This window comes from Pseudomonas sp. NBRC 111131, assembly GCF_001320525.1.
Lineage (GTDB): Bacteria > Pseudomonadota > Gammaproteobacteria > Pseudomonadales > Pseudomonadaceae > Aquipseudomonas > Aquipseudomonas ceruminis.
This window is the reverse complement of the sequence record NZ_BCBH01000004.1, coordinates 189504-209961: the sequence shown is the minus strand read 5'-3', so window position 1 is coordinate 209961 and position 20458 is coordinate 189504. Positions and strand designations below refer to the sequence as shown.

General features: G+C 63.2%; 16 protein-coding genes. 6 read left to right on the top strand and 10 right to left on the bottom strand.

From position 1 onward, the window contains the following. The first annotated feature begins 33 nt into the window (after window positions 1–33). Both APH34_RS06125 and APH34_RS06120 read left to right on the top strand, forming a co-directional pair. Complete coding sequence (locus APH34_RS06125; protein WP_054900287.1) at window positions 34–534, top strand: M48 family metallopeptidase; 501 nt, start codon at window positions 34–36, stop codon at window positions 532–534. 12 nt (window positions 535–546) lie between these two features. Then, window positions 547–843, top strand: coding sequence for a helix-turn-helix domain-containing protein (locus APH34_RS06120; protein ID WP_054900286.1), 297 nt, complete (start codon window positions 547–549; stop codon window positions 841–843). Between the two features lie 44 nt (window positions 844–887). Here APH34_RS06120 and APH34_RS06115 read toward each other — a convergent pair whose 3' ends face one another. Further along, the gene (locus tag APH34_RS06115; protein ID WP_054900285.1) at window positions 888–1340 is read right to left on the bottom strand and encodes a GNAT family N-acetyltransferase; all 453 of its coding nucleotides are present in this window, start codon (window positions 1338–1340) and stop codon (window positions 888–890) included. A gap of 176 nt (window positions 1341–1516) precedes the next feature. Here APH34_RS06115 and APH34_RS06110 point away from each other — a divergent pair, with 176 nt between their 5' ends. Then, the gene (locus APH34_RS06110; RefSeq protein ID WP_054900284.1) at window positions 1517–2254 is read left to right on the top strand and encodes an ABC transporter substrate-binding protein; all 738 of its coding nucleotides are present in this window, start codon (window positions 1517–1519) and stop codon (window positions 2252–2254) included. A gap of 41 nt (window positions 2255–2295) precedes the next feature. Here APH34_RS06110 and yccS read toward each other — a convergent pair whose 3' ends face one another. From yccS to APH34_RS06075, 7 genes are all read right to left on the bottom strand, one after another. Continuing rightward, window positions 2296–4479: a YccS family putative transporter gene (gene yccS / locus APH34_RS06105; RefSeq protein ID WP_054900386.1), complete on the bottom strand. Its 2184-nt coding sequence runs from the start codon at window positions 4477–4479 to the stop codon at window positions 2296–2298. An 83-nt stretch (window positions 4480–4562) separates the two neighbouring features. Then, a complete protein-coding gene (locus tag APH34_RS06100; RefSeq protein WP_054900283.1) occupies window positions 4563–5744 on the bottom strand; it encodes an NAD(P)/FAD-dependent oxidoreductase in 1182 nt (393 codons plus the stop codon). Between the two features lie 100 nt (window positions 5745–5844). Continuing rightward, window positions 5845–7182, bottom strand: coding sequence for an ATP-dependent RNA helicase DbpA (gene dbpA / locus APH34_RS06095; protein ID WP_232963978.1), 1338 nt, complete (start codon window positions 7180–7182; stop codon window positions 5845–5847). A gap of 112 nt (window positions 7183–7294) precedes the next feature. Continuing rightward, complete coding sequence (gene mdtD, locus APH34_RS06090) at window positions 7295–8722, bottom strand: multidrug transporter subunit MdtD (RefSeq protein ID WP_054900281.1); 1428 nt, start codon at window positions 8720–8722, stop codon at window positions 7295–7297. Between the two features lie 129 nt (window positions 8723–8851). Then, window positions 8852–10171 carry a TldD/PmbA family protein gene (locus APH34_RS06085; RefSeq protein ID WP_054900280.1) on the bottom strand — a complete coding sequence of 440 codons (1320 nt, stop codon included), beginning with the start codon at window positions 10169–10171 and terminating at the stop codon, window positions 8852–8854. Next, window positions 10171–11613 (bottom strand): TldD/PmbA family protein, encoded by a 1443-nt coding sequence (locus APH34_RS06080; RefSeq protein ID WP_054900279.1) that lies wholly within the window; start codon window positions 11611–11613, stop codon window positions 10171–10173. Before APH34_RS06080 ends, APH34_RS06085 begins: the two co-directional genes overlap by 1 nt. A gap of 31 nt (window positions 11614–11644) precedes the next feature. Next, entirely contained in the window at window positions 11645–13447 is a 1803-nt protein-coding gene (locus APH34_RS06075) for an acyl-CoA dehydrogenase (protein WP_054900278.1), read from the bottom strand. Between the two features lie 253 nt (window positions 13448–13700). Here APH34_RS06075 and APH34_RS29200 point away from each other — a divergent pair, with 253 nt between their 5' ends. Together APH34_RS29200 and APH34_RS06070 are read left to right on the top strand one after the other, a co-directional pair. Then, on the top strand, window positions 13701–13892 hold the full coding sequence (locus APH34_RS29200) for a hypothetical protein (RefSeq protein ID WP_156358067.1): 192 nt from the start codon (window positions 13701–13703) through the stop codon (window positions 13890–13892). Window positions 13893–13979: 87 nt separating this feature from the next. Next, on the top strand, window positions 13980–14408 hold the full coding sequence (locus APH34_RS06070; protein WP_256215533.1) for a hypothetical protein: 429 nt from the start codon (window positions 13980–13982) through the stop codon (window positions 14406–14408). Window positions 14409–14578: 170 nt separating this feature from the next. Here APH34_RS06070 and putA read toward each other — a convergent pair whose 3' ends face one another. Together putA and APH34_RS29195 are read right to left on the bottom strand one after the other, a co-directional pair. Further along, the gene (putA, locus tag APH34_RS06065) at window positions 14579–18532 is read right to left on the bottom strand and encodes a trifunctional transcriptional regulator/proline dehydrogenase/L-glutamate gamma-semialdehyde dehydrogenase (protein WP_054900276.1); all 3954 of its coding nucleotides are present in this window, start codon (window positions 18530–18532) and stop codon (window positions 14579–14581) included. Between the two features lie 113 nt (window positions 18533–18645). Then, window positions 18646–18891 carry a hypothetical protein gene (locus tag APH34_RS29195; RefSeq protein WP_156358066.1) on the bottom strand — a complete coding sequence of 82 codons (246 nt, stop codon included), beginning with the start codon at window positions 18889–18891 and terminating at the stop codon, window positions 18646–18648. On the opposite strand from APH34_RS29195, the gene putP reads away from it, so the two are divergent. Next, window positions 18890–20368: a sodium/proline symporter PutP gene (putP, locus tag APH34_RS06060; RefSeq protein WP_054900275.1), complete on the top strand. Its 1479-nt coding sequence runs from the start codon at window positions 18890–18892 to the stop codon at window positions 20366–20368. The genes APH34_RS29195 and putP overlap by 2 nt on opposite strands. Window positions 20369–20458: the final 90 nt, after the last annotated feature.

Here is a 20458-nt window from a genome sequence, read left to right as displayed (position 1 = left end):
AGAATCGGCTTTTGTTACGCCGACCGCCGTGCCATGACCGTATTACGCTATTTGCAAGCCTACCCGCCGCATCTGCAGGAACAGGTGCGCCAGATGATCGACAGCGACCGCCTGGGCGACTATCTGCAGCGTCGATACCCCGGGCGACATGACGTGCAGAGCGACAAGGCGCTGTACAGCTATGCCCAGGCGCTGCGCCAGCAATACCTGCGCAGTGCGCCAAGCCTGGACAAGGTGCTGTTCGACAACCGCCTGGACCTCACGCACCGAGCACTGGGGCTCAACACTGCGGTGTCGCGGGTGCAGGGTGGCAACCTCAAGGCGAAGAAGGAAATCCGCATCGCGTCATTGTTCAAGGACGCGGCGCCGCAGTTTCTACGCATGATCGTGGTGCACGAACTGGCACACCTGCGTGAGCGCGATCACAACAAAGCGTTCTACCAGCTCTGCCAGCACATGGAGCCGGACTACCACCAACTGGAATTCGACCTGCGCGTGTACCTGACCTATCGGGAGCTGCCAGGTAATCTGTAAGGACCAAGCAGCATGGATGTGAGCAAGACCAAGAGCAGTTTCTATCGCCGCCTGTATGTGGCCTGGCTGATCGACAGCCAGACTGCCACCAGCGTGCCCGCGTTGATGGAGGCCACCGGCATGCCACGGCGCACGGCGCAGGACACCATTGCCGCCTTGGCAGACCTGGACATCGTCTGCGAGTTCGAGCAACAGGAAGGTGCGCGTAACCATGCCGGGCATTATCGCATCCATGACTGGGGCGCTATCGACAAGCAGTGGATCATCCAGAATCTGCGGCGGATCCGGGAAGTACTGGGGTATCCGTGAACAATCGGGTGTCGCGAAAGGGGCGCAACGCGCTCCCGGCGCGCTCAGCCCTTACGCATTCCAATGTGCGCAATGTCGTCTTCCAGGTATTGCTCACCCACCACTTCAAACCCATGACGGGCATAGAACCCTTGCAGATGCGCCTGCGCCGACAAGTAAACTGGCACCCCCGGCCAGCAATGTTGCGCAGCTTCCAGCCCTTTGAGCAGCAACGGGTGCCCCAGCTTCAGCCCGCGCGCCGCGGGTGAGGTCACCACGCGCCCGATGACCACCTCACCCCCTTGGGATTGCGGGTCGAGCAGGCGCAGGTAAGCCACCAGCTTGTCATCCTGCCAGGCCATCAGATGCAGGGTATCGCCCTTCAAGTCCTGGCCATCCACTTCCTGGTACGCGCAGCGCTGCTCGACCACGAAGACCTCGGTGCGCAATTGCAAAATGGCGTAGAGCTGGTCCTTGCTGAGGTCGGTGTGGTGTTTGCATAGCCAGTCGATGGACATGGGTGAACTCCTTGAATGGGACGTCGATCATCGCATGAGGTAGGCGCCTCGGCCAAAATAGAGGCTAAATGACACTATTGGCCGCTGCCCTGCACAAGCGCTTTGTGTAATCTCATCGGCAGTTGCAGACAAGACCACTTCACAGTGTGCGCACTCCATCGCAGAAGGACTCGAGCATGCGGCCAGTGCTTTGTGTACTGGGTTTACTGGCAATGATGCTGGCAACGCCCGCCCCTGGGCGCGACAGGCTGCGGTTGGTAGCAGACAGCTGGCCACCGTTCACCGATGTCAGTATGCCGGGCGGCGGCCTGGCAACCAGCATCGTCACCACGGCGCTGGCGCGCGCCGGCTACACGAGTGTCTTCGAAGAGGCGCCCTGGGCACGGGCGCTGCAGGGCGTGAGCAAAGGGCGCTACGACGTGCTGATCAACGCCTGGTACAACGATTCGCGGGCCAGCATCGGTCAGTTTTCCAACGCCTACCTGAGTAACCGCATTCGCCTGCTGCAGCGCAAGGGCGACACGGTGCGCTACAGGCGCCAGTCGGACTTGTATCCCTACAGCATTGCCGTGGTGCGGGATTACGCCTACTCCCCTGAGTTCGATGGCGACAACCGCCTGCACAAGGTGCCGGTGCGCAACTTTTCGTCGGCAGTACGCATGCTGGCGGCAGGCCGGGTGAACCTGGCGGTGGAGGATGAATACGTGGCGCTTTACAACCTGCAGCGCGAGCCCGAGCAGGTGCGCGAGGCGGTGGTGTTGGTCGAGCCACCCCTGAGTGAAAACACCTTGCACATCATGGTGAGCCTCAAGCACCCGGAACATCAGCAGATCGTCGAGCGGTTCGAGCGCAGCATCGCGGCCATGAAGGCAGACGGCAGCTATCAACGGCTACTGCGTCAGCATGGCTTCTGAGCGTCGTTGCCCGCCAAATGCCCGTGCAGCAACGCAGTGTCTCAGGCCGGCGCCGGCTCTTTGATCAAATGCCCAGCCAATGTCCGCAGTGGCCCTAACTGCCTGCAGATCAGCGCCAACTGGGTCTGTACCAAGCGCTGGTGCTCATCCAGCTCCTCAGGCATCTGCTCCAGGGCAGCGGCCAGGGCTTCTTCGGCGTCACTGTGGATCGCCACCGGCAGCCGCGCGGCCAAGCCGTTGGCGATTTCATCAAGGCTGGCAGCCAGTGTCTGCCCGGCACCCTCGATCAACTGTTCATGCACTTCGGCTGGCAGTGCCGTGTCCCGGTGTGCCCCCAGCCCTGAGAGATAGCTGAGCAAGGTGTGCGACAACACCAGGAAGCGGAAGCCCACGTCGGCTTCCTTACGGAAGTGCCCTGGCTCCATGAGCATGTTGGCCAGCGTAGTGGATAGCGCGGCGTCGGCGTTGTGCGCGTTGCGTCGGGCCAGCCGGTAGGCCAGGTCATCACGCTTGCCGTGGGCATACTGTTGCATGATCTGGCGCAGGTACTCGCTGGCGCAGGCCAGGGTGTTGGCCAGAACCTTGTTCAGCCGCCGCCCCTGCCAGTCGGGCAAGAACAGGAATACCGCCAGGATGGCGATCAGGCTACCTACCAGGGTATCGAACAGCCGCGGCAGGAACAGGCCATAGCCATCGCCGATCTGGTTGAAGCAGAACAGCACCATCAGCGTGATTGCCGCCGTGGCCAGGGTATAGCGGGTGGTGCGGTTGACGAAGAACACCACCCCGGCCACCACCGCGAACGCCGACTGGATAAGCGGGTTGGGGAACAGGTCGAACAGTGCCCAGCCGACCGTCAGGCCGATGGCCGTGCCGAAAATCCGCTGCACCAGCTTGCGCCGGGTGGCGCCGTAGTTGGGCTGGCAGACGAACAGCGTGGTAAGGATGATCCAGTAGCCTTGAGTCGGGTGGATCAGGTGCACCATGCCGTAGCCCACCGACAGCGCCAGCGACAGGCGCAGCGCATGGCGGAACAGCAGCGAGGTGGGGGTGAGCTGGGTGCGCAGGCGCTTCCAGACATCCTTGAGGTTGCGCGGCGAACGGTCGAGCAGGCTGCTGTCGCTGGCGTCGGCCAGGCTGTCCGGGTTGCTGGCGGCACCGAGCAGGCGGTCCAGCGTCGCGAGGTTGGCGGCCAGGGCGCGTAGCGAGCGCAACAGGCCGCGCCAGGCCGGGTTGCTCTGGATACGCAGGTGCTCCAGCGAGGCATTGAGGTCTTCCAGGGCCTCAGCGAAGCCGGTGGCCAGGACAAACGGCTGGCGCAGGCGTATCGAGCGCGCCAGCTCCTGGCAGGACGAACCCTGTTTGCGCAGCAGGCGCTGGCAGCGGAACATCACGTCGCTGTGGAAGAAGGCCTCGGTCAGGGCATTGTAGGGGTAGTGCGAGGCGCTGACCCGTTCGTGGATGTCCTGGGCCAGGAAGTACAGCTTGAGGTAGCGGCTGACCTTGGAGTTGGGCTGGCTGTTGCCGACCCGGTGCAGGATGATTTCCTTGGCGGCATTGAGCGCGGCCACCACCCTGCCATTTTGCTGGGCGAGCTCCAGGCGACGGGCCTCGATATCCAGGGTGCGGATCGGTTCGAACAGGCTGGCCTTGAGCTTGAGGTAAGTGCCCAACTCGAAAAACAGCCTGGCCAGGCTCTGCTGCACCGGCTGGTTGGAAAACAGCGCCTGCCACAACACCGACAGCAGCCCGTACCAAGTGGCGCCGGCCACCAGCAGCAAGGGTTCGTGCCAGAAGTCGGTGACTTCGCCGCCTCGCTGGTCCACGCCGATCATGGTGTAGACCGAAAGGATCAGCGTGGCCGAGGCGATCGCGCCGTAGCGTTCGCCCAAGGCGCCGAGCATGGTCAGGGAGAACGCCGCCAGGGCCAGGGACAGGGCGAAGACCCAGGGGTAAGGGAACAGCAGCTCCACCGACAGCGCGGCGATGGCGAAGCACACGAGGGTGACGAACAGCGCGCTGAGGCGGCCTTGCCAGCCATCATCGGTCTCGGCCAGGGCGCTGGCGATAATGCCGAGGAACAGCGGGATGAGCAGGCTCATCTCGTTCTGGTACCAGCACCAGGCCATGCTGCCGGTGAGGGCGATGGTGACGCGGATGGCGTAGCTGAACTTGTCTTGGCCCCACAGGCGACGCAATGAATGGCGGAACGAGCTCGATGACATGATGGCCTGCTGGCAGTAATCGAATGAATGCATTGCCGCACGGACCAGCAAGAAGCGTTCCGTGCTGCTGAATGGATTCTACTCTACACGAACTGCGCCGCAGCGTTGGCCGATGCCCAGGCCCACTGGAAATTGAACCCGCCCAGGTGGCCGGTGACGTCCAGGACCTCGCCAATGAAGTACAGCCCAGGGCTTTTCAAGGATTCCATGGTCTTGGACGACACTTCGCGGGTATCCACGCCGCCTAACGTCACTTCTGCGGTGCGGTAGCCTTCGGTGCCGGCCGGTACCACCTGCCAGGCTGCCAGTTGCTCGGCGATGCGCGTCAGCTCTGCGGGGGTGTATTGCTTCATAGGCCTGGACTCGAACCACTGCTCGGCCAGCAGGTTGGCCAGCTTGCGAGTGAACACTTCACCCAGCACGGTCTTGAGTTCAGCGTTGGCGCGCTCGCTTTGCTGTTGCTGCAGCCAGGCCAGTGCATCACGGTCGGGCAGCAGGTTGATCTCGACGGTGTCGCCGGCCTCCCAGAACGACGAAATCTGTAAGATCGCCGGCCCGCTCAGGCCGCGGTGGGTGAACAGCAGGTTTTCCCGGAAGCTGGTGCCCTTGCAACTGGCGGTGCAGTCCAGCGAGGTGCCCGACAGCTCGGTGCACAATGCCTTGAGTTGGGGCTCGGTGATGGTGAACGGCACCAGTCCGGCGCGGGTTGGCAGCAGGGTGTGACCGAACTGCCGGGCCACTTGGTAGCCAAACCCCGTCGCGCCCAAGGTCGGGATCGACAGGCCACCGGTGGCGATCACCAGCGACTGGCAGGCGAACGGGCCGGCGCTGGTCTGCAACCAGTAGCCGTCTTCGGTTTTCTCGATCTGCTCGATGCGGGTTTCCATGCGCAGTTGGGCACCGGCGGCGTCGCATTCGGCCAGCAGCATGTTGAGGATGTCGCTGGCCTTGTTGTCACAGAACAGCTGACCAAGTTTTTTCTCGTGGTACGGCACGCCGTGCTTGGCGACCAGCTCGATGAAGTCCCACTGGGTGTAGCGGGCCAGGGCTGACTTGCAGAAGTGCGCGTTCTGCGAGAGGAAGTTGGCCGGCTCGGTATACATATTGGTGAAGTTGCAGCGCCCGCCGCCGGACATGAGGATCTTCTTGCCTGGCTTGTTGGCGTGGTCGAGCAGCAGCACCCGGCGGCCACGGCGGGCGCTGAGCTGGGCGCACATCAGGCCGGCAGCGCCGGCGCCGAGGATGATCACGTCGGTGGTGTGCACGGGGAAACCTCTTGCTATCAGGGGCCGCAGGGCAGGCGGTGAATAACGTGTGGGAGCGGGCTTGCCCCGCGAATGGGCTGCAAAGCAGCCCCAAGAGTATTTAGATAATTCGGACTTTAAGGGCGCGCCCCTTGATCTTGCCGTTGTTCAGACGCTGCATGGCCTGCTTTGCCAGCGCCCGCTCCACGGCCACGAATGCCTGGAAGTCGAAGATGGCGATCTTGCCCACCTGCTTGCCAGGGATGCCCGCATCACCGGTGAGGGCGCCAAGGATGTCACCCGGGCGCAGTTTGTCCTTGCGCCCAGCCGCGATGCACAAGGTCGTCATCACTGGCAGCAGGGGCTCGCCACCTTTGTTTTTCAGACTGTCCAGCTGGTCCCAGCGCAACGGGCTTTTCTGCAGTGCCTCGATGGCCTGGGCGCGATGGCCTTCAGCCGGCGCCACGAGGCTGATGGCAATGCCTTTCTCGCCAGCGCGGCCAGTACGGCCAACGCGATGCACATGGATTTCGGCATCCCGGGCCAGCTCGACGTTGATGACCATGTCCAGGCCATCGATATCCAGGCCGCGGGCCGCCACGTCGGTAGCCACCAGCACCGAGCTGCTGCGGTTGGCGAACAGGGTCAGCACCTGGTCGCGGTCGCGCTGCTCGAGATCGCCATGCAGAGCCTGGGCGACGATGCCCTTGGCGGTCAGGTGGGCGACCACGTCTTCGCACTGCTGCTTGGTGAAGCAGAACGCCACACAGGACTGCGGGCGGTAGTGGCCGAGCACGCGAGTCACGGCTTCGAGGCGCTGCTGCGGATCGATCTCGATGAAACGCTGCTCGATCTGGTTGTCGGCGTGCAGGCTCTGGACCTTGACCTGCTGCGGCTTGCGCATGAAGTCAGCGGCCAGTTGCTCGATGCCAGCCGGGTAGGTGGCTGAGAACAGCAGGGTCTGGCGGCGCGAAGGGGTTTTACCGATGATGCTGGCGATGGCGTCGAAGAAGCCCATGTCGAGCATGCGGTCGGCTTCATCCAGTACCAGGGTATTGAGCCCGTCGAGCACCAGGGTGCCCTTGTCCAGGTGTTGCTGGATGCGGCCTGGAGTGCCGACGATGATGTGCGCACCGTGTTCCAGCGAGGCGATCTGCGGGCCGAGCGAAACGCCGCCGCACAGGGTGAGGATCTTGATGTTGTCCTCGGCGCGCGCCAGGCGGCGCAGTTCCTTGGCGACCTGGTCGGCAAGCTCGCGGGTCGGGCACAGGACCAGCGCCTGGCAGCCGAAGTAGCGCGGGTTGAGCGGGTTGAGCAGGCCGATGCCGAAGGCCGCGGTCTTGCCGCTACCGGTCTTGGCCTGGGCAATCAGGTCCTGTCCCTTGAGGATGACGGGCAGGCTCTGGGCCTGGATGGGCGTCATCGAGGCGTAGCCCAGGGCGTCCAGGTTGGCCAGCATGGCGGCGGACAGCGGCAGAGTGGCAAAAGCGGTGGATTCGGTGGTCACGAGGCGGGCCTGCGGTGCGAAGCGAAAAATGCCGCATAGTCTACCAGCCTCATGGCCATTCGCCCTACGACTCCATGTGCGGTTCCGGACGACGGGCACGCCTTCCGTCCGTCGGAGCCAGTTGCAGGAAGATCGCCGCCGCCAGCATGGCCATGACGCCGATGGTGACGAAGGTCAGCTGGAATGCGCCCAGGGTGGTTTCCACTCCATCGGCATTACCGGCCGCGGTGAAGCCGCCGAGCAGTGCACCAGCACACGCCACGCCCAGGCTCAGCGACAGCTGCGCGACCACCGACAGCAGGCTGTTGCCGCTGCTGGCGCTGGCGTCGTCGAGGTCGATCAAGGTCACTGTGTTCATGGCGGTGAACTGCAGGGAGTTCACCGCACCCAGCAGCGCCAGTTGCACCAGCAGCACGGCATATGGGGTCTGCTCGTTGACCAGGCCCAGGCTGGCCAACAGCAAGCCCAGCAGCAGCGTGTTGCCGGTGAGGATGATGCGGTAGCCGAGCCGCTCGATCAGAGGCCGGGCAATCGACTTGGCGACCATCGCCGCTGCCGCCAGCGGAATCATGCTCATGCCCGCCTGGGCTGGCGAGTAGCCCAGCGCCACCTGCAACAGCAGCGGTACCAGAAAGGGCAGGGCACCACTGCCCAAGCGCGCGAACAGGTTGCCGAGGATGCCGATGGCGAAGGTGCGCACGCGGAACAGGCTGGGTGAGAACAGGGGCTCGGGGTCGCGGCCGGCGCGTAGCCAGTACGCGGCCAGGCAGGCCATGCCGGCAAACAGCAGCAGCATGACCCGCAAGTGCGGCAGGTGCAGCTCGCCCAGGCCTTCCATGGCGATGGTGATCAGCACCATCGCTGCCCCGAACAGGATGAAGCCGGGGCCATCGAAGGTGGTGCGCTCGGTGCCGCGCAGGTCAGGGATGAACTTCCACACGGCGTAGCAGCCCAGCGCGCCCACGGGCAGGTTGAGCAGGAAGATCCAGTGCCAAGTGAGGATCTCGACCAGCCAGCCACCCAGCGTCGGGCCAAGCAGCGGCCCAAGCAGCCCAGGGATGGTGATGAAGCTCATGATCCGGACCAGCTCGGTACGCGGGTAGGCGCGCAGCACCACCAGGCGCCCGACCGGCAGCATCAGTGCGCCGCCCAGGCCCTGCACGACGCGGGCGAAGATCAGGAAACCGAGGCTGTTGGCCGCGGCGCACAGGAGTGAGCCGAAACTGAACAGCAAGATCGCGCTGAAGAAGATGCGCTTGGTGCCGAAGCGATCAGCAATCCATCCCGAGGCGGGAATCAGCAGGGCCACTGTGAGCATGTAGGCGATGATCACGCCCTGCATGCGCAGCGGATCTTCTTCTAGCGAGCGGGCCATGGCCGGCAGGGCGGTGTTGAGGATGGTGCCGTCCAGGGACTGCATGAAGAAGGCGATGGCCACCACCCACGGGATCCAGCGGGCGGTGACAGGGTCCAGCGGGGTGCGCACAGGCATGACGTCCTCTTTTGTCTGTGCCGGCCTCTTCGCGGGGCAAGCCCGCTCCCACAGGATCTCCACTGCCCTTTGATGTGGTGAGATCCCTGTGGGAGCGGGCTTGCCCCGCGAAAGGGCCGGTAATGCCAATCACAATGTCAGGGTCAGACCTTTGACCAGTGCCCCGGGCAAATGGCTCGATCCGGTACTGCGCTGGCCATAGGTACTGGTCGACAAGATCATCTCGCGCTCCTGGGTCAGGTCCTCCAGCTGGCTGCCCAGCAAACTGTACAGGCTGTCATCGAAGCGCATGGTGCTCACTGGCCCTTGGATCTGCCCGTTTTCCACCCAGAAGGTCGCGAACCGGGTCAGCCCGGTCATGCGCGCTGCCGGCAGGTCAGAGTAGTTCAGGTACCACAGGTTGCTGATGTAAAGACCAGTGCCGAGCCGCTCAAGAACCTGTGCGCTGGCCAGGTTTCCCGCTGCCACGCTCAGCGCACAGGGCGACTCGTAGCTGTCCGCGCCATTGGCCAGCAGCTCGAATTCGGCCGCACTGCGGGCGCAGATCAACCGTTGCTGCGCCTCGCCTTGCTGGATCAACGGCACATCCAGGCGTGGTGCGCCTTCATCGGAAAACGCCGGGCTCAGCGAGCCGTTGACCTGCTCGGTGAAACTCACCAGCGGGCTTAACCGTGCATCGCCGTTATACAGGCGTTGCAAGGCGCTGTTGCCGGTGGCGAGGGCCTGCGCGGAAAAACCGCCCCAGCACAGCATGCTGGCGATTTCGTCCATGGCCGCAGGCGCCAGATAGGCGCGGTAGCTGCCGGGTTTGAGGGTGACTGCCGGGCGGCCGAGGAAACCCAGTTGCTCCCGTGCCTGGCGCAAGCGTGCGATGAAGTCGTCGGCGCTCCACAGCTGGCCGGCATAGTTGGCCTTCACCGCCTGGCCATTTTCGTGGAACAGGCTCCAGTCGAAGTTGAAACTGTTGGCCTGGTGCCAGCCAAAGGCCCCGAACGAACTGGCGAAACCCCGACAGATCGGGCCGGCGGCGTAGATCCCGACCAGGTCCAGGTCGCCCGCTTCACGGTCGAGCAGGGCCAGTACTTCGCCCAGTTCGGGCAGGGAGTGGTCCTGTAGGCTGTGGCTGTGCCAGGCACTTTCGTCCAGGCGCAGGTAAGGGTCGAGGGCCAGCAGCGGCATTGTCTGGCGCAGTTGCTCAAGCGCATCGCTCAGGCGTTGGCCATCCAGTTGCACGTCACCACTCAAGGTCACCTGCTGTTCCGCCTGGCGCCCATCGCGCGCCAGCCGCAGCTGTGCGCTGGCCTGGCTCACTTCACCGGCCTGGCGCACCTTGGCGTGGTTGAAACGCACGAATTGCGACTGTTCTGCGCTGTAGCCCAGGGTGAACTGCTCGCCCGCTTGCAGGGCGGCGCGCACCGCCGCAACCAAGGCTTCGAAAGCGTGCTTCATCAGGCGTCTCCTCCGAATACATCGATTTGGCGAAACACACAGGCCGGCGAGGCGTGGCCGACCCGCACCACTTGATTGGGTTCGCCCTTGCCGCAGTTGGGCGTGCCCAGCACCTGGAAGGTACTGCGGTCGCCGACTGCCGACAGGTTGCGCCAGAACTGCGCGGAGATGCCACGGTAGTTGGGATTCTTGACGACACCTTTGAGCTCGCCGTTCTCGATCAATTGGCCCCACTCGCAGCCGAACTGGAACTTGTTGCGTGCATCGTCGATGGACCAGGAGCGGTTGGTACGCATCAGGATGCCGTGCTCGATACCCTGGATCAGTTGCTCCAGCGATTGATCGCCCGGCTCGATGTTGAGGTTGGCCATACGGTCGATCGGTGCACGGTTCCAGCTGCAGGCCCGACTGTTGGCGACACCATCCAGGCCGGAGCGGAACTGCGACAGGGCACCGCCCAGCGGGCGCAGCAGCAGGCCATCACGGATGAGGAACTGCTTGCTCGCCTGGGTGCCATCATCATCGAAGCTGTAACTGGCCAGCTCTTCGCCGATGGTTGGGTCGAACGTCACATTGAGCAGTGGCGAGCCGTACTGCAAATGGCCGAAGTCGCTCGCTTTGACGAAGCTGGTGCCAGCGTAGTTGCGCTCGTCGCCGAGGATGCGGTCCATCTCCAGCGGGTGGCCGATGGACTCGTGGATCTGCAGCATCATCTGGTCAGGCATCAGCAGCAAGTCGCGCGCACCGCTGGGGGTGTTGGGCGCCAGCAGCAGTTGCATCGCTTGGTCGGCGACACGGCGGGCAGCGCCGACCAGGCCGCAACGTTCGACGATTTCGAAACCGCCCTGTTGGCCGAAGTTGTCCCGGCCCAGGCTTCGGCTCTGGCTGTCCCGGCCGTCGCTGGCGGTCACGCTCAGGCCTGGGAACAGAAAGCGCTGGGCGTGACGCAGCTCGGCCCCGGCGCTGTTCAGGTAGGTCTGCTCGACCAGGCTCTGGCCGAGGCTGGCCTGCCAGTCCACCAGCCGGCTGTCCTTTGGCACGCTTGCCGATTCGGCGGCAAGCAGGCCCAGGCAGTCGGCGAGCGTGGGCAAGGGCTGGTCGAAGTTGGGCGAAACGTGGTCGTGGCGGGCGCTGGTCACGGGTTGTTCGTGCAGGTCGAGCAGGCTTCTGGCAGCGATCTGCCGGGCCAAGCCTTCGGCCTGTTCCAGGGCTCGCTGCAGGCCTGCCTGGGACAGGTCAGCGGTGGCAGCGTAGGCTTCCACGCCCTGCACGCGCACCGTGAGCATGGCGCCTTCGTCCTGGCTGAAGAACGGCGGTTCGGTTACGTTGCGCCTGACCGAAAGCGCCTGGTGCGACTGCTTCACATGGCGCAGGGAAAACATCTCGGCCGTGCTGCGCAGCGCGTTGAAACGCTGGCGCAGCAAGGCGCTGGAATCGAACATGTGGGAACCTCCAAGTCAGTGGCGGCTCCCCCTAGAACCACCCCTCTTGCATGGCGAGGCAGGTGTCGTCACGTGCCTGGAGCAATGCCAGCTCATTATGGCAGCCCGGTACTTCCCAGGTCAGGAAATAACGCGCCGCCTGCAGCTTGCCCAGGTAGAAGTCACGGTCTGCGGCGTTGCCCTTGAGCAGGCCAAGCTCGGCATGGATCGCCTGTTCCAGCCAGCGCCAAGCAATCACGCTGTGGCCGAAGGCCTTGAGGTACAGGGCCGAGTTGGCCAGGGCGCCGGCAACCTTGCCCTGGGCCAGGTCGCCAAGCAGGGCCAGGGTGACGCTTTGCAGGCGGTTGACCAGTTGCTCCAGTGGCTGGCGCAGCGGGTCGAGGTTGGGGTGGTGGCTGGCGCGCTCCCCGGTAGTGGCGATCAGGCGGATCAGTCGCTTGAGGCCGGCGCCGTTGTGCTGCGCCAGCTTGCGACCGAGCAAGTCCAGCGACTGGATGCCCTCGGTACCCTCGTGGATCGGGTTCAGGCGGTTGTCGCGGTAGTACTGCTCCACCGGGTACTCGCGGGTGTAGCCGTGGCCACCGAGGATCTGAATCGCCAGCTCGTTGGCCTTCAGGCAGTATGCCGAAGGCCAGGATTTGACGATCGGGGTCAGCAGGTCGAGCAACTGCTGCGCCTGTTCGCGGGTGCTTTCGTCGGCGGCGGTCTGGGTGTCGTCGAACAGTCGCGCGGCGTAAAGCCCCAGGTCGAAGGCACCTTCTACGTAGGCTTTCTGCGCCAGCAGCATGCGCTTCACGTCAGCGTGGCCAATGATCGGCACTGCCGGGCTGTGCGGGTCCTTGTTGTCAGGCAGCCGGCCCTGCGGCCGCTGGCGTGCATATTCCAGGGAATACAGGTAGCCGGCGTAACCGAGCATCACCGCCCCCATACCTACGCCGATACGCGCCTCGTTCATCATCTGGAACATGCAGGCCAGGCCCTGGTGCGGCTGACCCACCAGGTAGCCGACGCACTGGCCGTTGTCGCCGAAGTTCAGGGCGGTAGAGGTGGTGCCGCGCCAGCCCATCTTGTGGAACAGGCCCGCCAGCAGCACATCGTTGCGCGGGCCACAGCTGCCGTCCGGGTTGACGTGGTATTTGGGCACGATGAACAGTGAAATGCCCTTCACCCCGGGCGGTGCGTCGGGCAGCTTGGCCAGCACCATGTGCACGATGTTTTCCGACAGCTCATGATCGCCGCCGGAAATGAAGATCTTGTTGCCTTTGAGCCGGTAGCTACCGTCGCCCGCGGGTTCTGCGCGAGTGCGGATGTCGGCCAGCGACGAGCCTGCATGGGGTTCGGTCAGGGCCATGGTGCCAAAGAAGCGGCCTTCGATCATCGGCTGCAGGAACAGACGCTTCTGTTTCTCGGTGCCGAAGCTCTCGATCAGGTTGGCCGCGCCCATGGTCAGGAACGGGTAGGCCGTGGTGCCAGCGTTGGCGGCTTGGAAGTGGGCGAAGCAGGCTTGTGAGACCAGGCTGGGCAGTTGCATGCCGCCCACCTCGAAGTCGCGGTTGGCGTTGAGAAAGCCGGCTTCGAGAAAGGCATCGACCGCCGGTTTGACCTCGGCAATCAGCTCCGCGCGACCGTCCACATAGCGCGGCTCGTTCTCGTCGGCCTTGCGGTTGTGCGGGGCGAAGTACTTCTCGGCGATGGTGCGGGCCGTGGTCAGTGCCGCGTCGAAGGTTTCACGGCTGTGTTCGGCGAAGCGCGGGCGCTGGGTCAGGGCCTCGGCGTCGAGGACTTCGTACAGTTCAAAGGCGAGGTTGCGGGGGCTGAGCAGGGTCTCGGGCATGGGGGCGCTCCTGGGGCGGGCTTGGGCCGAGTCTAAGGTTGGCCTTTTGGGGATGGCCACCATCATTGATTCAGATGATGTTCAGCCACAGATTCTCCTGTTCAGAAAGGCATAGACGGGTTGATGAGGAACCTGTGGCCAGCTGTTGCTCGAGATCTCCTTGGTAAGCGCAACAGGAATATTCCTACGCGCTATACGGAACGCTTCTGCAACAGCAAGGATGGAAAGTGAGATAAATCTGTGGAGGTGTTCTATGGACAGGATTTGCGAGTGGCGCGACGTTTGGAAAGAAGACCTGGAAAATATTGAAGATCCGTTTTTTGCTCGTGCAGTAGTTGAAAAAGCATTGCAGAATAATATGACCTTGCCTGGGCTGTGCGATTTTCGGAGGGATTGCAGTCTGCCTTTGGGGCAATCGGATAACGCAAAACTACGTGGAAGCTGATGATGAGTGGGCAATTACGGGGAAATCTTGGCGCTGGCGTCCAGCTGTTCCTTGCGAGGAATATGAATATCGAAAGGGGGCATATTGATGCTCACGAAAATAAATAAACACCAGCTTATGTTCTTGCTATGGGCGAGCATGGATGCGTTTTATATTGCCCTGTACTGTGTGCGTAGTATTGCTCGGGGTGCAGTCCCTTTTTGGTCGGATGTTAACAGTGGGCTTGAGGTGGTACGGAATTGGGGTGGCTCGGACGCTTTAATTTGGGTCGGGTTGTTTTTGCAAGTCTCAATTCTTGTGACATGTATTGGTTTTTTCAAGTATCAAAGATTGGTAGTGTTTTTGGCGGCGGCACAGATACCGTTAAGGATTTTTTTTGTTGTTCCGTCGATTTCGGTGGTTTTGCTTGTCCCCATGGTCATGGCGGAAATCAATAGTTGGCTATGGCTTGGGGGATTACTTGCCTCAGAGGTGATTAAGGGATGGAGCATCTGGTGGTTTTGCCGTACTTCGTGATATCGAGGTATGCGCCAAGGCATTCGCGCGCACATCCCACAGGCATGCGAGCTTCGCTCGCGGTGCGCCGCGCGGGCGGCGATTGATTTCGCAGGCGCCACATATCCCAAGACAACCACCCATAAAAAAGGAGAGCCGAAGCTCTCCCTTTTCTTCAACAACCCCTAGCCTCAACCAATGGTCATCAGGCTGGCGTTACCGCCCGCCGCCGCAGTGTTCACACTCACCGCCCGTTCGATCACCAAGCGCTCCAGCGCAATCTGATGATCGCCGCTGGACAGCCCGTGCACACCGACGATCGCACCAGCGCGCTTGGCCACCTGCTGGCACACGCCGCGCAGCTGGTCCGAATCGCCATGGTGGATCACGGCATCGAACGCCACTTCATCCTTGTTCCAGTCCGCCACCAGCTTGACCTTGGCCTGCAGCTCTTTCGGCAGGCGGCCGCGCAGGGTCTTGCCAGGTTCGCCGTCCACCCACACCGCCGAGCTGCCGACTGCCAATACAGCAGCGAACTGCGCCAGCAGATCAGCCTCGTTATCCGCCAGGCACAGCACATGCTCGCGTGGCAGGATGGTGTAGCTGTTGCGCTCGCCGGTCGGGCCTGGCAGCAGACGGGCGATGCCGCTCTGCGATTGGCCGGCAAACTGGGTGCACAGTGCCGCCAGTTCGGCCTGCTGGTTGTTCTCGGCCCAGGCCTTGAGGCTGTGCAGCGGCTTGATCAGCTGTTCGTGCAGGGTGCGGTCCGGCTTGCCTTCGCCATCCTGCTGCTGGAAGTGCCGGCCAATGGCGTCGGCCGGGCGGGTCGAGAGCAGGCGGTACAGGTACAGCGGGCCGCCGGCTTTCGGGCCGGTGCCGGACAGGCCTTCACCACCGAATGGCTGCACCCCGACCACTGCCCCGACGATGTTGCGGTTGACGTACATGTTGCCGGCATTGGCGTTTTCCACCACCTTGGCAATGGTTTCGTCGATCCGGGTGTGCACACCGAGGGTCAGGCCGTAGCCGGAATTGTTGATCTGCTCGATCAGCTGGTCGAGGTTGCGGCGGTTGTAGCGCACCACGTGCAGCACCGGGCCGAAGATCTCGCGCTTGAGCTCGTCGAAGCTGTCCAGCTCGATCAGGGTCGGCATGACGAAGGTGCCGCGCTTGACCTCGGCAGCATCGGCAATGGCCACCTGGTAGACCGAGCGGCCTTTCTCGCGCATGCCCTGGATGTGCTTCTCGATACCTGCCTTGGCTTCGGCGTCGATGACCGGGCCGATGTCCACGGCCAGGCGGTCTGGGTTGCCCAGGCGGCTTTCGGCCATGGCACCCTTGAGCATTTCCACCACACGATCGGCGGAGTCTTCCTGCAGGCACAGCACGCGCAGGGCAGAGCAACGCTGGCCGGCACTGTCGAAGGCCGAGGACACGACGTCGATCACCACTTGCTCGGTCAACGCCGACGAATCGACGATCATCGCGTTCTGGCCGCCGGTTTCGGCGATCAGCGGGATCGGCCGGCCCTGGTTGTCCAGGCGGCCAGCGACGTTGCGCTGCAGCAGCCGGGCGACTTCGGTGGAGCCGGTGAACATCACGCCCTTGACGCGCTCGTCACCAACCAGGCCGGCACCGACGGTTTCGCCGCGGCCTGGCAGCAGTTGCAGCACACCTTCGGGTATCCCGGCTTCGAGCAGCAGGCGCACGGCTTGGGCTGCGATCAACGGGGTCTGTTCAGCCGGCTTGGCCAGTACCGGGTTGCCGGCCGCCAACGCGGCGGCCACCTGGCCGGTGAAGATTGCCAGCGGGAAGTTCCACGGGCTGATGCACACGACCGGGCCAAGCGGACGGTGGGCGTCGTTGCTGAAGTCGTTGCGCGCCTGTACCGCGTAGTAGCGCAGGAAGTCTACGGCCTCGCGCACTTCGGCGATGGCGTTGGCGAAGGTTTTGCCGGCTTCGCGGATGAGCAGGCCCATCAGTGGCTGAATTTCGGCTTCCATCAGGTCGGCGGTGCGCTCGAGAATCGCGGCGCGTTCTGCCGGCGGGGTGGCCTGCCAGATCGGAGCAGCGTTGAGTGCGCACTGGATGGCATTGTCGACGTCGGCAACAGTGGCTTCCTGCACATGGCCGACCACGTCGCGGTGGTCGGCTGGGTTCAGAACCGGCGCGGCAGCCGCCTCGCTGGCGGCGCAGGCCAGCAGCGGGGTGGCCTTCCAGTCGTTGTGCGCGGTAGCCAGCATGGCACAGGACAGCGACGCCAGGCGGTGTTCGTTGGCCATGTCGATACCGGCCGAGTTGGCCCGCTCGCTGCCATACAGCTCGCGCGGCAGCGGGATGCGCGGGTGCGGCAGGCCGATACTGCCTTCCTGGGTGCCCATGCGTTCGATGCTGGCGACCGGGTCGGCGACCAGTTCCTGGATGGAGATGGAGTGGTCGGCGATGCGGTTGACGAACGAAGTATTGGCGCCGTTTTCCAGCAGTCGGCGGACCAGGTAGGCCAGCAGGGTTTCGTGGGTGCCGACCGGGGCGTACACGCGGCACGGGCGGTTCAGCTTGCCTTCGGAGACTTTGCCTACGACCTGTTCGTACAGCGGTTCACCCATGCCGTGCAGGCACTGGAATTCGTATTGACCCGGGTAGTAGTTCTGGCCAGCGATGTGGTAGATGGCTGACAGGGTATGGGCGTTGTGGGTGGCAAACTGTGGATAGATGGCTTCTGGCACGGCCAGCAGCTTGCGTGCACAGGCGACGTAGGACACGTCGGTGTACACCTTGCGGGTGTAGACCGGGTAGCCTTCCAGGCCTTCGACCTGGGCGCGCTTGATTTCGCTGTCCCAGTAGGCGCCTTTCACCAGGCGGATCATCAGGCGGTGGCGGCTGCGCTTGGCCAGGTCGATGACGTAGTCGATCACGTACGGGCAGCGCTTCTGGTAGGCCTGGATGACAAAGCCGATACCGTTCCAGCCGGCCAGCGAAGGCTCGAAGCACAGGCGCTCGAGCAGATCGAGCGACAGCTCCAGGCGGTCCGCCTCTTCGGCGTCGATGTTCAGGCCGATGTCGTACTGTTTGGCCAGCAGGGTTAGCGACAGCAGGCGCGGGTACAGCTCTTCCATCACGCGCTCGTACTGGGCGCGGCTGTAACGCGGGTGCAGTGCCGACAGCTTGATCGAGATACCTGGGCCTTCATAGATGCCCCGGCCATGGGACGCCTTGCCGATCGAGTGGATGGCCTGCTCGTAGGAGGCGAGGTACTTCTGCGCATCGTGCTCGGTCAGTGCGGCCTCGCCGAGCATGTCGTAGGAGTAGCGAAAGCCCTTGGATTCGAAGCGGCTGGCGTTGGCCAGGGCTTCGGCGATGGTCTCGCCGGTGACGAACTGCTCGCCCATAAGGCGCATGGCCATGTCGACACCCTTGCGGATCATCGGCTCGCCGCTCTTGCCGATGATGCGAGTGAGCGAGGAGGTAAGGCCGGATTCGTTATGGGTGGAAACCAGCTTGCCGGTCAGCAGCAGGCCCCAGGTGGCGGCGTTGACGAACAGCGACGGGCTGTTGCCCAGGTGCGGCTGCCAGTTGCCGTTGCTGATCTTGTCGCGGATCAGGGCATCACGGGTGCCTTTGTCGGGGATGCGCAGCAGGGCTTCGGCCAGGCACATCAGCGCCACACCTTCCTGCGACGACAGCGAGAACTCCTGCAGCAGGCCCTGAACGATGCCTGCGCGTCCGCCTGCGCTCTTTTGGTTGCGCAGCTTTTCGGCGATGCCGGCGGCCATCTTGTTGGTCGCCTCGGCCAATGGTGCGCTCAGGCGCGCCTGCTCCAGCAGCATCGGCACCACTTCCTGCTCGGGGCGGCGATAGGCGGCAGTGATGGCCGAGCGCAGTACCGACTGCGGCAGAATGCTTTCGGCAAACTCCAGGAAGCACTGATGCACCTGCTCTGGTTGTACATCGCCGGCGTCATCGGCAAGGCTGCTGGCGTGACCGTTGAGTTCGGTCAGGGTGGCACCACCCTCGAGCTTCTCCAGGTAATTGAAGATCGCTTGCTTGATCAACCAGTGCGGCGTGCGGTCAATGGACTGCGCAGCTGCTTTGAGTCGCTCACGGGTCGGGTCATCGAGTTTGACCCCAAGGGTGGTCGTCGCCATTTCTTATCCTCGTTATTGGCCACGGCTGTGGCCTAAGCTGGCGCCAAGAGTAGCTGTAGGACAATTCGGGTGCAACCAGGTGCAACCCGATTTTATCGAGGAAAAGGTGCAACTCATCGGGCGCCCGGAGTCGCGCCCCGAAATGCGTCGTTTTCGGTGAGTTTTATTCTGAAAAATCCGGTTTTTGCTCCAAATGGGAGCAAAAAAGCGGCATTAACTGAAAATGCATGAGCGGGTGCAACTTGCAAATGAAAAATGGTTGCACCCGCTTTGCGTTGTTGCATAGGATGCGCCGCCTGGGTGCAACCGTCTCGCTGCGGTTGCGCATGAGATAAAAACAAACGCCAGGGCACACGCATGGGCAATCCAATCACGATCACCTTTGTGATCTACATCGCGGCAATGGTGCTGATCGGCTTCGCGGCTTATCGCTCCACCAAGAACCTTTCCGACTACATCCTCGGCGGCCGTAGCCTGGGCAGCGTGGTTACCGCGCTTTCCGCCGGCGCTTCCGACATGAGTGGCTGGCTGCTGATGGGCCTGCCGGGCGCCATCTACTTCTCCGGCCTGTCCGAAGCCTGGATCGCCATTGGCCTGACCGTCGGCGCCTACCTGAACTGGCTGTTCGTCGCTGGCCGCCTGCGCGTGCAGACCGAGCACAACGGCGATGCGCTGACCCTGCCGGACTACTTCGCTAGCCGCTTCGAAGACAAGAGTGGCCTGCTGCGGATCATCTCGGCGATCGTCATCCTGGTGTTCTTCACCATCTATTGCGCTTCCGGCATCGTCGCCGGTGCCCGCCTGTTCGAAAGCACCTTCGGCATGTCTTACGAGACCGCCCTTTGGGCCGGTGCCGCCGCGACCATCGCCTACACCTTCGTCGGTGGTTTCCTGGCCGTGAGCTGGACCGATACCGTGCAGGCCACGCTGATGATCTTCGCGCTGATTCTCACTCCGGTCATCGTGCTGATCTCCACGGGCGGCTTCGACACCACCCTGCTGGCCATTGAGGCGCAAAACCCGGCCAACTTCGACATGCTCAAGGGCGCTACCTTCATCGGCATCATTTCGCTGATGGGCTGGGGCCTGGGCTACTTCGGCCAGCCGCACATCCTGGCGCGCTTCATGGCTGCCGATTCGGTCAAGTCGATCGCCAATGCCCGCCGTATCTCCATGACCTGGATGATCCTGTGCCTGGCCGGTACCTGCGCCGTGGGCTTCTTCGGCATCGCCTACTTCTCCGCGAACCCTGAACTGGCGGGGCCGGTTACCGAGAACCACGAGCGTGTGTTCATCGAGCTGGCCAAGATCCTGTTCAACCCTTGGATTGCCGGTGTGTTGCTGTCGGCCATCCTGGCGGCGGTCATGAGTACCCTCAGCTGTCAGCTGCTGGTGTGCTCCAGTGCCCTGACCGAAGACTTCTACAAAGCCTTCCTGCGCAAGAACGCCTCCCAGGTCGAACTGGTGTGGGTGGGTCGCCTGATGGTACTGGCCGTGGCCCTGATCGCCATCGCCATGGCCGCCAACCCGGAAAACCGCGTGCTGGGCCTGGTGGCCTATGCCTGGGCCGGCTTCGGTGCTGCCTTTGGTCCGGTGGTACTGATTTCGGTGCTGTGGAAAGGCATGACCCGTAACGGCGCGCTGGCCGGTATCGTGGTGGGTGCGGTGACCGTGATTCTGTGGAAGCAGATCGACACCTGGGGCCTGTACGAAATCATCCCGGGCTTCTTGCTTGCCAGCATCGCCATTGTGCTGGTGAGCAAGCTGGGCAGCCCGACGCAGGCGATGGTGCAACGTTTCGAGGCCGCAGACGCGGCGTATCACGCTGACAAGTAATAACGGTTGAAGGGGTGCCATCGCCGGCTTGTCGGCGATGGCGACAGCCAGGCCTGACTCCGCCTGCAAGGCAAGGTAAACTTGCCACCC